General features: G+C 43.1%; 12 protein-coding genes. 2 read left to right on the top strand and 10 right to left on the bottom strand.

The genetic code is table 11. The annotated features are described in order from the left end of the window. Nucleotides 1-52 precede the first annotated feature (52 nt). A complete protein-coding gene (locus DL94_RS16290) occupies nt 53-1,213 on the top strand; it encodes a tetratricopeptide repeat protein (RefSeq protein WP_197020716.1) in 1,161 nt (386 codons plus the stop codon). 14 nt (nt 1,214-1,227) lie between these two features. Then, nucleotides 1,228-2,151: a PRC-barrel domain-containing protein gene (locus DL94_RS0105500; RefSeq protein WP_028129297.1), complete on the top strand. Its 924-nt coding sequence runs from the start codon at nt 1,228-1,230 to the stop codon at nt 2,149-2,151. A gap of 378 nt (nt 2,152-2,529) precedes the next feature. Here DL94_RS0105500 and DL94_RS0105495 read toward each other — a convergent pair whose 3' ends face one another. The 10 genes from DL94_RS0105495 to pseB form a co-directional block, all read right to left on the bottom strand. Further along, nucleotides 2,530-2,925, bottom strand: a complete 396-nt coding sequence (locus DL94_RS0105495) for an IS66 family insertion sequence element accessory protein TnpA (protein WP_028129296.1) — start codon at nt 2,923-2,925, stop codon at nt 2,530-2,532. A 666-nt stretch (nt 2,926-3,591) separates the two neighbouring features. Next, nucleotides 3,592-4,620, bottom strand: coding sequence for a pseudaminic acid synthase (pseI, locus tag DL94_RS0105490; protein WP_037371383.1), 1,029 nt, complete (start codon nt 4,618-4,620; stop codon nt 3,592-3,594). Nucleotides 4,621-4,622: 2 nt separating this feature from the next. After that, nucleotides 4,623-5,720 (bottom strand): GNAT family N-acetyltransferase, encoded by a 1,098-nt coding sequence (locus DL94_RS15820; RefSeq protein ID WP_051586328.1) that lies wholly within the window; start codon nt 5,718-5,720, stop codon nt 4,623-4,625. A gap of 8 nt (nt 5,721-5,728) precedes the next feature. After that, nucleotides 5,729-6,769, bottom strand: coding sequence for a UDP-2,4-diacetamido-2,4,6-trideoxy-beta-L-altropyranose hydrolase (gene pseG, locus DL94_RS0105480; protein ID WP_028129293.1), 1,041 nt, complete (start codon nt 6,767-6,769; stop codon nt 5,729-5,731). A 71-nt stretch (nt 6,770-6,840) separates the two neighbouring features. Beyond that, the gene (locus DL94_RS0105475; protein WP_197020715.1) at nt 6,841-7,995 is read right to left on the bottom strand and encodes an N-acetyl sugar amidotransferase; all 1,155 of its coding nucleotides are present in this window, start codon (nt 7,993-7,995) and stop codon (nt 6,841-6,843) included. Between the two features lie 17 nt (nt 7,996-8,012). Next, entirely contained in the window at nt 8,013-8,738 is a 726-nt protein-coding gene (locus tag DL94_RS0105470) for a cytidylyltransferase domain-containing protein (RefSeq protein ID WP_028129291.1), read from the bottom strand. Beyond that, complete coding sequence (locus tag DL94_RS0105465) at nt 8,732-9,535, bottom strand: SDR family oxidoreductase (protein ID WP_028129290.1); 804 nt, start codon at nt 9,533-9,535, stop codon at nt 8,732-8,734. Before DL94_RS0105465 ends, DL94_RS0105470 begins: the two co-directional genes overlap by 7 nt. 3 nt (nt 9,536-9,538) lie before the next feature. Next, nucleotides 9,539-10,411 (bottom strand): aldo/keto reductase, encoded by an 873-nt coding sequence (locus DL94_RS0105460; protein WP_028129289.1) that lies wholly within the window; start codon nt 10,409-10,411, stop codon nt 9,539-9,541. Next, nucleotides 10,408-11,565: a UDP-4-amino-4,6-dideoxy-N-acetyl-beta-L-altrosamine transaminase gene (pseC, locus tag DL94_RS0105455; RefSeq protein ID WP_028129288.1), complete on the bottom strand. Its 1,158-nt coding sequence runs from the start codon at nt 11,563-11,565 to the stop codon at nt 10,408-10,410. The genes DL94_RS0105460 and pseC overlap by 4 nt, the downstream gene beginning before the upstream one ends. A gap of 25 nt (nt 11,566-11,590) precedes the next feature. Continuing rightward, nucleotides 11,591-12,574, bottom strand: coding sequence for a UDP-N-acetylglucosamine 4,6-dehydratase (inverting) (gene pseB, locus DL94_RS0105450; protein WP_028129287.1), 984 nt, complete (start codon nt 12,572-12,574; stop codon nt 11,591-11,593). Nucleotides 12,575-12,587 lie beyond the last annotated feature (13 nt).

Here is a 12,587-nt window from a genome sequence, read left to right as displayed (position 1 = left end):
TTTTTCAGACTTTCATTGAAAGTCGAATAACTATATTACCTACCAGGAAGAGGTGAGTAACACGACATTCATCCTGATAACAGGTTCCATTATGGCCGTCAGCATCTTCCTTATTTATAAACTTTGCCACTTTTTCAGTATTGAAATAAAGTGGAGCTCCTTGGTCTTCTGTGCCGTTATGGCGTTCATTGTCAACGGTGCGGCTATTTCCATGAGCCCATTCCTCGACCGCGCCCATTATCTGCGGCTGGGAATATTAGTAATAACAGCAGCCGCTGCCGTCACCTTTTTCAACGAACGCCTGCTGCGCCGGGAAGAGGCTGTGGCTGGAAATTACACATCATTGGCTACGGAAATCCTGGCACCGGAAGATATGCCGGCACCTCCACCTGAGGAAAAATTGGCTGCGGAAACACCGAGCCCAGCACCAGCAGATGGCGAAACTACAACACCGGCAGATCCTGCCGTGGCTGCACGCTTAGCAGCCAAACAGGAGGCAGAAGAGGCCGTGCGTGCCGCCGAGGCACTGGCTGCTGAAAAAGCTGCTGCTGAAAAAGCTGCTGCCGAAAAAGCCGCTGCCGAAAAAGCCGCTGCTGAAAAAGCGGCTGCTGAAAAGGCGGCTGCTGAAAAGGCCGCTGCTGAAAAGGCCGCTGCCGAAAAGGCCGCTGCTGAAAAGGCCGCTGCCGAAAAAGCTGCTGCTGAAAAAGCTGCTGCTGAAAAAGCTGCTGCTGAAAAGGCCGCTGCTGAAAAAGCCGCTGCTGAAAAAGCCGCTGCTGAAAAAGCTGCCCACCAGCAGGAATTGCAGGCTAAGCTAGGCAACATGAATTCTTTGGACGACATTCTCGACTTTGCGTATGCCACCAAGGACCAGCAGCCTCAGGATGCAATTTTTGCCTATCAAGAGGCAATCGCCCGTTTCAGCGACGACGATTACATGCCCTTCCTCATTATCGAGCTGGGCAACCTTTATAAAGAGCAGGCCGACTACCGTGGCGCTGTTGCCACCTATGCCAAGGCCATGCATTTACCGATAATTGCTGACAACGATGCCATGCGGCAGGAGTTTGCCAAAAACATCCGCTATCTTGGTATCGTTCAGGATATACTAGCCAAACATTCTGCGCTCTCTACGCCCTTCCCCAAAATACCGGGAAGTATCATGCAGGAAATCGAAACCGAATTCCAGTCACAAAATGACAGAGCCGCAAATTAATTGGAGGAATTTTAATGAAAAAAAGTGTAGAAATCTTGGGCCTGCCCATCATTAGCATCACTGAAGGTCGTGAACTTGGTGTCAGCAAGACACTCCTGATTGATGCCAAAAACGGCACCGTAGCAGCTATCACTATCGAAGACGCTGACTGGTACCGCGGCGTAAAACTCATTCCTTATGAATCCGTTATCGCCATCGGTGACGACGCTGTCACCATCACCAACAGCGAAAATATCCTGACGCTCGATGCTGCCGGCGACTATGAAACGCTGCTGGATGAAAATATCCGCATCATCGACACCAAAGCCATCACCAAATCCGGTACCATTCAGGGCAAAGTAACTGAACTGTACATCGGCGACGATGGCAAAATCGAAAAATGCGAAATCACTGCCCCCGATGGAACCACTTCCGATATCGGCACTGACCAAATTTCTATCTTTGGTAAGCAGGTAACGGTTATTGACCCCAACGGGGAAAAAAAAAATGATGTAACGCCTAAGGCTGAACCGGCACCGGTTCAGGCAGCAGCACCGGCACCTGAGGCTCCGAAAGCCGAAGAAAAATCGGAAGAACCCAAAGCTGAGGCTCCGGCTCCGAAAGCTGAAGAACCGAAAAAAGAAGAGGCTTCCAAAGCTGAAGAAGTAAAACCGGAACCCAAAGCTGAACCCAAGAAAGAGGCCCCGAAGGCTGCTCCGGCACCCAAAGCAGAGCCTAAGAAAGAGGCTCCCAAGGCAGACGCCGCTAAACAGGCCGCTGCCGACAAAGCGTCCGAGGAACGCCATCGTCGATTTCTCCTGGGTAAAAAAGCCGCTCGCGACATTAAGATGGATAACGGCATCGTTATCGTAGAGGCCGGCCAGGACATCACCGAAGAAGTCCTCCAGAAAGCCAAACTGGCAAACAAGTTCATTGAACTGTCCATGAACGTACAGTAATAGCAAAAGAGATTCGTCCACAGCGACGAATCTCTTTTTTACAGCCCGCCTTACATTTGAACAATCAGATACGATACTACAAAAATATCTCTAACCTACGAAGGACCTGACCGTTACCGGTCAGGTCCTTTTCGTATATGGAATACACCGTATTGTTTTGCGGTTACGATTGCTGGCCAGCTTATGTCTAATAATGGCCAACTCATGCTGACGGCCTATGAACCTCATATCCACGCCACCTTTTCTTAAATAAAATTAACTTAAAACGTTTTAAGTTAATTTTACTACAAGCCTCCCTAATTCTCAAGCTCTTAGACATTGTGGCCTACATGGCCGCGGCACTCCCCTACCAAAACATTCTTGCCCACCTTCACAGCCTCATGTGCAAACTGAATATACCGAGAACACATCCTTGATATACGCGAGCGTTCTGGCAAGCAAATCTCTCGATGTTTTCTCATTGACTTCCAAGCTCACGGGACCACAGGAAAGTTTCAGCATAGATGGGAGTGTTGCGGTTTGAACTGTGGCCGTAACGGTAGCGGTTGCCAACGTAGCAAATTCAGGAGCAGGCGCATCCTTTTTTGGGATCTGAAGTGCAGAAGTCGCAAAATCTTCGCGAATTTTGCGTTGCCAATAGTAAAAGGCATTGTACTTAATATTCTGCTGGCGGCAATATTCTGAGGCAGTAAGCCCGCTGTTCTGTTGGGCAAGAATGGTCTGCTTCCAGGATGCTAAAGAATGTTGCTGCTTGAGTTGCTGAATTTGAGTCATAACAAAAACCTCCCGGACAAATTTTGACTAAAACGGCTTTTTCACGTTTTTCAGCTTTTTCATGTGGCTTATTTTAGTCAATTATCTCATTTGGGAGGAAAAATTTACATACACCGTATTATTTTGCGGTTACATCACTAAAAACCTCAGATAAGCTATTTTAAAAATTTAAAATTTGCAACAACAACATCTAATTCCTTATCTGTAATACCAGTACTACATGGCAATGTAACAATCCGTTGCCAAACCCCTTCAGCAATTTTTATATCGCTACTGGGACAATCCGCATAAGGTTTCTACAAATGCACCGGTTTCCAAAATGAACGTGCCTCAATTCCTTTTGTCTTTAACTCAGCACACAATTGTTTTGCATCTTCTAATGTTGCTTCAGCAGGCAAAACAATTCCAAAGAACCAGCAGGAAGAACCTTCTGTCGTGGGGAAGAGTGTCACATTCTTTTTCTTAGCCCAATCTGCTAAATTATCTCTCGCCCACTATTGATAATATGTTTACATCTCTGTAATGTTCCTTTATCCAGACTAATACTGGTAAAGCTTCATGTAGTGCATTCCAACCAGTTCCAAGAACGAAGCATATATCAAAAGAAGTGGTTTTAGATTCCTTTATCCATTTAAAATACGTCTTCACCTTTTCCTCCTGCAAATATCACTCTAACAAATTCCACTCCATGGCAGAACCACGCTTTACAGCTTGGCTCACTTTCTTCCCTAGCAGCACATCATAATACTTCGGAGCTAACCCCATCCCTGGACGTATGCTACGCAAGTTTTTTTCTGTCAGCACATCGCCTTTTTCCATATCTTCGACGATGTATAAACTGCGCCGAAATTGCAAAGATTTCTTTTCCTGTTCCTGTGTATTATAGCAAATTTCCCCTAGTGCTTGATATGCGGTATTACATTCCCGCACCAGCAGCTTCATCTCTTCCGGTTCTAATGAAAATGCACTATCCACACCGCCATCTGCTCGTGACAACGTAAAATGCTTTTCAATAACCGTTGCGCCTAGTGCAATACTGGCCACTGCAGCTCCTATTCCTAACGTATGGTCGGACAATCCCACTTTACAATTAAACAAGTCCTTCATATGAGGAATCGTCCGCAGATTTGTCCCTTCCGGTGTCGCTGGATAGCTACTAGTACATTTAAGCAAGGTCAAATCCTCACAGCCGTTTTCCCTCGCCGTCCGAACCATATCATCCAGTTCGGCCACGCTGGCCATACCCGTAGAAGCTATGATGGGCTTACCTGTTTTCGCAACCTTGCGAATCAATGGCAAATCTATATTTTCAAAAGACGCTATTTTATAAATCGGACAGCCAATACCTTCAAGAAAATCAACTGACGTATTGTCAAAAGGCGTGCTAAAACAAATAAGGCCTAACGCCTCAGCATGACGAAATAATTTCTCCTGCCAATCCCATGGGGTATACGCCTTCTGGTATAAGTTATACAACGACTCTCCTTGCCAAAGACTCTCCTTATCTGTGATAAAGAATTCATCTGTATCCTTATCGATGGTCATTGTATCGGCCGTATAAGTCTGCAATTTTATCGCATCCACGCCAGTTTCTGCTGCCGCCTCGACAATTTTCATGGCACGTTCTAACGACTGGTTATGATTGCCACTCATTTCCGCTATGATAAAAGGCTTATTATCATCAAATTGCAACATTTTCAGCTCCTTACGTTAAATTCTCTCTTAAACTCTGCAATGGTCATATCGTAAGAAAATGACCGCCCTTGCAAAAATTCATGTAAATCCTTCATTGTATGCTTACTACCACCATAAGATTGCTTATTAGGACGCCAACCTCCCCCATAGATGTATGACCAATTATCTTGCAATAACTCTACGATTTCTTGATTTAACTTTTCGTAAGAGGAACGTAAGGTATCCCGCTCCTCATCAAAGATTAATTCCTTTTGCAACAAGATGTCACCAGTGTCCAATCCTTCATCTAGCATATGAATAGTTACACCTTTAGGCGAATTCTCAATAAAACTCCATAAATTCGGTGAAGAACCACGATTCCAAGGCAACAGAGATGTATGCAGATTAATAATCCGCCCCTGCGCCGCTTCAATTACATCCCGATTGACAATATACCGATAATTGTAGCTAATAACCAGACTTGGATGGATTCTTTGCAACATTTCTGCATTCAGTTTGCCACTATAAAAAAGCACCTTCACTCGCTTCTCCAACCATTCCAATAGTGGGAAACTGTTGGCATTTTTTCTTAACAGCAAGACTGCCCCCCCCCCCCCCGTAGTGGGCACAAGTTCGTCATTATTGTATAGGGTGGACTTCACTACTTTAACATAGGCATAAGCGTCACTACGCTTACATTCCACCTTCCGATACCCCAGCTTTACAAAAATCCACTGCGAGGCAATATTGTCTGCTTTTACTTCTGCCCAAAGGACCTCCCCCACATGACCGTCTCGAATCATCTCATTTTCAACCAGTTGTAAAATAATTTTGCCGTACCCATGCCCGCGATATGAAGAGACAATACTGTAACTTATCTTCCATTTGCTATCCACCAATGCCAAGCGAACCTGACCGATAGGATTATCATCCTGTATCAATACATAGATAAGAACACCTTCATCTTTCAGGATCCTATCAAACCACTTCTGATGATCTTCCCAAGGAATAGGCTCTGTATTGAAGGAATTTGCTCTAACAGCAGGTTCATTCACCCACATATAGAAAAGTTTCATATCCTCCCTGATAGCCTGTCGCAAATAAATCTTCTTTTTGTCCATATCATCACCTATTCCATCAGCTGGCTCATTTTTCTTTGCATAGCCAGCATTTTATCTGGCGCAGACATTTCTTTTATTGCCCTGCAAATGTCCCCCTGCTTCACTTGATCCCAATGCCCTAGATAATAAATCAAACCTGCCGCAGCACAATCCTCACAAATTTGAAATTGATTCTCCGCAACGGCAGTGACAATAGCAGGAAGCTGCAGATAACAGCGTTCCCATGTTGTACTGCCGCCTGCGCCTAGCATCAAATCAGCCTCTGCCATCAGTTCTGCCATATTGCTGACTTGGCAAAGATAAGTAAATCCTACCTCAGTACAACGCTTGGCAATGGCTTCCTTACGTCCATTACCAGCTCCCACTACCACAGTAACCTTTACTTTAATGAGTCCACCTAGTTGCCGCAAAACCAACAAGTCATCGATTGCCTTACTGGTTTCATCAGTCGCATCTACGCCACCATAAAAGACTACAATATTTCTTAGCCTGCCATCGCGTTCTCGCATCTGCGCTTTAACACGATAAAACTCTTCTCTCAGCAAAGCATATTCAGGCCCCAAAAGCATCCTGCAATGTGCTGGCACTAAGCCTTGATAGCGCATTTCTTTATGCAGATAAAAATTCTGATCTAACAAAACATCACAATCATGCTGGCGATTGGCCAAATCATCAATGACCATAATCTCCCCCACATAGGGACGAAGCATCTTTTCCCAAGTGCAATCAATAGCATAACTATCCACAACCAGTCGTTCTGCCTTATCCATTTTACGAACTATCTCAATGGTTTCTGCGGCATCCTGTTCCTGGGTAACCGTCAGCCATTTGCCGTAACCTGTCAAATAATCATTAGGATCTGCCACAGGCAGTATTTTTAGCTCAAAGCCTTGCTCTCGAGCTAAATCATTCATATTCCCTAGCAAATTCCGGCAAATAAAAGTTACATTTTGGCCATCAATACAATAGTACCGTGCTAGCGTCAAACAACGCATTAAATGCCCACTGCCTATTGTTGTCGAGGAATCACATCTTATAACAACGTTCATATACTACCACTAAAACACAAACCAAAATTTTTCTCGTGTTTGTCTTCATCACAAGGTTTTAACATTGTGGCTTATACATCAAAGTCTTCGCCAACTTTAAATTTAGGGCACCATTTCCCCTGCTCATCCTTATAGAACAAGTCTTTATTAACAAACTTATCAATAACATTCCAAAATTCATCAACAGTAATTTCTAAGTATTTACAAGCAATTTTTATATACTCTTCACCACATTTACCATCATACTCACGAATTAACCACTTTGCATCCTCTCTACTCAGTCTTCCTTCCCTTATATCATAACAAGCCTCATCGGTTGCAAAGCCAAAACCAAATTTAAGATATTTAATCATCTGATTAGCTATCTGCAAATCTGAATCAAGTGCCGAATATCGTCTGTATCTCCCAATATTGTGTAAATCTACTCTTGTACGTCCCCATAACCCTCTTGCTATAGAAAAATCTGCATTGTATACCTGGGACCATTCTTTTGCATAATACTGCAACCATATTGCCTTGATTCCCTTGCGCTTCATCTCATCAATATTCGGCAAATTATAAAAATACATATCTCTCTTCGATATATCTGTTCCAGCTATCAATTCATCTATATCAAAACCTCTTAACGTATCCAATTTCGATACGTTAAAAGCATCACCAGATGTATCTTGCCTTAAAACAGTCCCCAAAGTCAGCGCTGCATTTTCCCCTTGGATTATTAACGGTATATTGAATTTATTAGCAATTATATAAGAAGATGCCCATAAACAATACTCTGAGCCAGCTATTATATTTCCTCTTTCAAAAAATGATTTCCTAGCTAGTTTTTTTGCAACAACCGGATTCAACTTTATAGATATAATATCAAATCCTCCAGACAACTTATTAAGGTTATCTATATTATGCTGTCCCACTTCAGTAATTTCATCAGGTGCACAATTCACTAGCAGCGGATTGAGTCCAAGTTTTTCTTTTGCATAGATAGCTTGAAAGGTACTATCCTTTCCGCCAGAAACGCCTATCACACAGTCATACAAATTTCCTCTATCTTTTGCCTCTTTTTTAGCTTCATCTGCTATTGCTTGGAGTTCCGAAAACCGCTCATCCCAATCTATCTTCTTTTTTTCCTCTTCCCACAAACATGCATAACAAATCCCTTCTTCGTTGAATTTAATCCCCGGTCTCGTATCCGGTTGTAAACATCTTTTACAATACTTCATATGCATAAATCATTCCTCCCAATTTATTCTTTAACTTCTTTTTGATGTACATGACTATTTATTTCTATAAATGAAGGGTTTTCCTCCATAACTTTATTTATCTGTTCTATTGTTATATCATCTGCACCCGCATATAATTTCTTATACAATTTTTCTATCAATTTCCAATCATCAATAGTATCCAAGGTCAAACGGTATTTACTGTAGCACACAGGATAATCAACTTGAACTTTTGAAGGATGCATTTCATATATATATGGCGTAACATGCTCTCTATGATATCTTTCCTGACCACATTGAAAAGCCTCTTCCAGCATAGAAAAAGAGAATATCTCGCACCCTAATCCCAACGGGACATTTTCACCAGGAACTACTACAGAATTTGCTACTGATTTATATTTTTCTATCTCTCGGTCTATCAGCGACCAATCGACAAATGTATTATCAGCGCACACTCTAGCTACATCAGTTAAGTTATACTCACAAGCAGCATGGTAAAATCGTCCTAAAACATCACTATCGCTCCCGCGAAACACCTTGACATCATACTTCTGACATTCCTGTACCAACAAATCATCAGCAGGCAAAGCGCTGGTAGCAATAATAAGCTCATCTGCATTTTTTACCAACTTTAACCGCGATATGACATGTCCTATAACCGTCTTACCGCACAAATCTTTTAACATTTTGTTTGGTAATCTAGTTGATCCCATATGCGCCTGTACTATTATTCCTAGTCGTTTTACCATGCTGTCCAGCCTCCATCAACAGCAATATTTTGTCCTGTGGTATATCTGCTTGCATCTGATGCTAAATATATCACTATTCCCTGCAAATCTTCTGGCTGTCCTATACAGCTCATAGGATTTTTTCGACATAATTCTCCTATAAATTTTGCATTTTTCTGTACCTCTGGATTAGGGAAAGGACCTGGAGATATCGAATTTGCTCTTATTCCATTCTTGGCGTATGTACATGCAATATATTTTGTGAGCTGAATTATTGCCGCCTTTCCCGCACCATAATTAGCTGGATTATTTTGCCCGCTATCTCCATATATTTCCATATTGGGTGCTACCATACCATACATAGAGCCTATATTAATTATATTGCCATATTTTTGCTTCATCATGATAGGGAGCACCTGCTTCACCATACGAAAAACCCCATTTATGGTGCCCGATAACCCTTTTTGCCATTCTTCAAACTCATATTCATGCAGGGCCTTGGCACAGCTATAAGCTGAGTTATTGATCAAGACATCTATTCTGCCCGTTCTCTTTAACACTTTGGATAATGCATTACCAATCGAGATATCATCATCGAGGTCATACTTAATAGCTTCACAATCAGCACTAGGATATTTTAGATTCAATTCATCAGCATACCTCTTATTTTTTCCTTCATCGTGCCCTAATATAAACAGTTTTGCCCCAAAAGCTACTAATGCTTCGCTCATTGCTTGGCCCAAATGCCCTGCACCGCCAGTAATCAGCACCGTTTTCCCCGTTAAAGAAAAAATATTCTTTACACTATCTCTCACCATATATCATCTCCACAAACTTGGAACTATAATTTCTCTGGGCACATCAAGAAAAAATCTTCTAAAATCCTTATAGCAACTGGAAAAACCGTCAACTTTTTTCTGGATAGACAAATTCATCACCAGTTGTCCTAAAGTTTCCACACCAAAGACAACATAATCTATCCCTTCATTACATAGACTGTAAAGCATAGCCGCCTCTGTAGGCGTGTACCCTTGTGCTTTTGCTATCGTTTGAAATTCTGCTATGAATCGCCCCGATTGTGGCACACGTTTTTCGGCCTCATCGGGCTTCATTAGCAACAGTCCCTGCAAAAAAGAACTGCGGGCATAGATTTCCTTGTTGTTCTTTTTCGCTTTAACAAAGAAGCCCGCCTTATCCAATCTTTTATCCAGCACATTATAGGGAATCTGGATAATATCCACTCTGTTGTCATCGACAGCCTGCAATGCTTCTTCCGGCTCATATATGGAAACACCAATTTTTTCCACAAGTCCCTGTTCCTTAGCTGCCACCATACCAGCCATCACAGCATCCTTTTGCATATCAGCACCACGATGGAGCATGTAACCGTATAACTTAGTCAGACTCAGACGCTGCAACGATTTTCTAATTTTCATCGCCACAGCCTTATCATCATTAGGGCATTCCGGTGACAATTTAGAAATGATATGTGGCGTAAGCCTTCCCCAGGAAAACTCCCCCAGCAAAGATTCTGCCGTGCCGTAAGCACTAGCTGTATCAAAGCATGATATTCCTGAGTTTAGAGCTTTTTCGATAATTTCATAACACTCCTCCTTATCCGGCTGACGGCCTAAAGCATTATTAACACCATATTTCATGCCGAACTGGACTGTCCCCAAGCAAAGTTTGCTCATACCAGAACTTCCTTCAACGCATTCACCACTTCGTCCTGCTGTTCATTGGTTAAACTATAATACAACGGCAGTGTTAGTGCTTCACGATAATAATCCATCGACACGGGGCACTCTTCCGGTTTGTGCCCCATTTTTTCGTAATATGGCTGAGTATGTACCGGAATGTAGTGCAGATTCAGGGTAATCCCCCTTTCCTTCATCTCCGCAAAAATTTTTATCTTCGTTTTCTTAACCTTGCTGAAGTCAATCCGCACCACATAAAGATGCCAGGAGGGATTTGCTCCTTCCATAACGGAGGGTGTGCGCAACGGCAGATCCTGCAAGAGTTCATCATAGCGGGCCACTAATTCCCGGCGACGAGCCACAAACTTATCCAGTTTCTGCAACTGGCTGTAACCCAATGCCGCCTGTATATCCGTCATACGGTAGTTAAAGCCTAAATCCACCTGCTGGTAATACCAAGGCCCGTCAGATTCATGTGACATCAACTTCGGGTCACGAGTAATACCGTGGCTGCGATAGAGACACAGCTTCTCATACAGGTCTTCGCTATTAGTCAGCACCATACCGCCTTCGCCAGTAGTGATAATCTTCACCGGGTGAAAGCTGAACACCGTCATATCAGAGAACTGACAAGAGCCCACCTTGCCCTCAAGATAATCTGCACCCGTAGCATGAGAAGCATCTTCCAAAACAGTAAATCCATATTCCTGTGACAGCTCATGAATGCGCTTCATATCACAGGACTGTCCTGCTAAATGTACAGGCACAACAACCTTGGGTAATCTTCCAGCTGCTTTAGCAGTTTCAAGCTTTTCAGCCAACACCGCAACACTCATGTTGTAGGTTTCATCATCTATATCCACAAACTCTACATCTGCACCACAGTAGCGGCCACAGTTAGCCGAAGCGGTAAAGGTAATTGGGCTTGTCCAAAGGCTGTCACCATTCCCCAAGCCTGCCGCCAGGCAGGCAATATGCAATGCGGACGTAGCATTTGTTACTGCCACAGCATACTTAGCGCCTACATAATCAGCCATTGCTTTTTCAAACCGCTCAATGGCGGGCCCCTGCGTAAGGAAATCAGATGTCAGCACTTCATTGACCGCCGTGATATCCTTTTCGTCTACTGTCTGTTTGCCATAATAAATCATACTTGCGCCTCCATAGCCTTATAGCTTAGGGATTCATTGCCCGTAATTCTTCCACTGTCAGGAAATGTGGATTATTGCCAGAGTTATAATCAAAACCATCTTCTACCAGCTTGCCTTTCTCGCCAATAGCATTCACCGTATAATCAAAGTCTCCAAAGTCAATCGACGGTTTAATAACAAAGTGGTCTGCAAACTCAATGGTTTCATAATACAAATCGCTCGGACACATAACTTCATGCAATTTTTCACCAGGGCGGATACCGATAACTTTAATAGGCAGCTCTGGTGCAATGGCCTTAGCCAAATCAACCACACGCATAGACGGTATTTTGGGGATAAATATCTCCCCCCCCTGCATACGCTCAAAATTTTTGAACACAAAGTTAACACCATCTTCCAGCTTTAGCCAGAAACGGGTCATACGCTCATCGGTAATAGGCAGTTCTTGGGCACCATCAGCGACGAGCCTCTTGAAGAACGGCACCACCGAACCACGAGATCCAACAACATTACCATAACGAACAACCGCAAAACGCGTCTCACGGTCACCTACCATAGCATTAGCTGCCGTAAAAAGTTTGTCCGAGCAAAGCTTCGTAGCCCCATAAAGATTAATCGGATTAGCTGCCTTATCCGTAGACAGGGCGATAACCTTCTTCACTCTGCAAGCAATCGCAGCATTAATTACATTCTGAGCGCCATGTACATTGGTCATGATACATTCCATAGGATTATACTCTGCTGCGGGAACCTGTTTGAGTGCTGCCGCATGTACCACATAGTCAACTTTATACATGGCCTTTTCCAGACGAGCCTCATCCCGCACATCACCGATAAAATATCGCATACACGGCGCATTAAACTTCTGCTGCATCTCAAATTGTTTAAGCTCATCACGAGAATAAATAATAACCTTCTTAGGGTCATACTTTTCCAGTAACATCGAAACAAACTTCTTGCCAAATGACCCTGTCCCGCCTGTAATTAAAATTGTTTTACTATCAAACATATAAAAACCTCTC

It is taken from the genome of Selenomonas sp. AE3005, from assembly GCF_000686945.1.
Classification (GTDB): Bacteria; Bacillota; Negativicutes; order Selenomonadales; family Selenomonadaceae; genus Selenomonas_A.
This window is presented reverse-complemented; position numbering and strand designations above follow the sequence as displayed.

Coding starts and splice junctions, on each gene's coding strand:
- DL94_RS0105465 (WP_028129290.1), bottom strand. CDS start 9,535: ATGGTGAGAGATAGTGTAAAGAATATTTTTTCTTTAACGGGGAAAACG.
- DL94_RS0105500 (WP_028129297.1), top strand. CDS start 1,228: ATGAAAAAAAGTGTAGAAATCTTGGGCCTGCCCATCATTAGCATCACT.
- DL94_RS0105460 (WP_028129289.1), bottom strand. CDS start 10,411: ATGAGCAAACTTTGCTTGGGGACAGTCCAGTTCGGCATGAAATATGGT.
- pseI (WP_037371383.1), bottom strand. CDS start 4,620: ATGTTGCAATTTGATGATAATAAGCCTTTTATCATAGCGGAAATGAGT.
- pseB (WP_028129287.1), bottom strand. CDS start 12,574: ATGTTTGATAGTAAAACAATTTTAATTACAGGCGGGACAGGGTCATTT.
- DL94_RS0105495 (WP_028129296.1), bottom strand. CDS start 2,925: ATGACTCAAATTCAGCAACTCAAGCAGCAACATTCTTTAGCATCCTGG.
- DL94_RS15820 (WP_051586328.1), bottom strand. CDS start 5,720: ATGGACAAAAAGAAGATTTATTTGCGACAGGCTATCAGGGAGGATATG.
- DL94_RS0105470 (WP_028129291.1), bottom strand. CDS start 8,738: ATGGTAAAACGACTAGGAATAATAGTACAGGCGCATATGGGATCAACT.
- DL94_RS0105475 (WP_197020715.1), bottom strand. CDS start 7,995: ATGCATATGAAGTATTGTAAAAGATGTTTACAACCGGATACGAGACCG.
- pseC (WP_028129288.1), bottom strand. CDS start 11,565: ATGATTTATTATGGCAAACAGACAGTAGACGAAAAGGATATCACGGCG.
- pseG (WP_028129293.1), bottom strand. CDS start 6,769: ATGAACGTTGTTATAAGATGTGATTCCTCGACAACAATAGGCAGTGGG.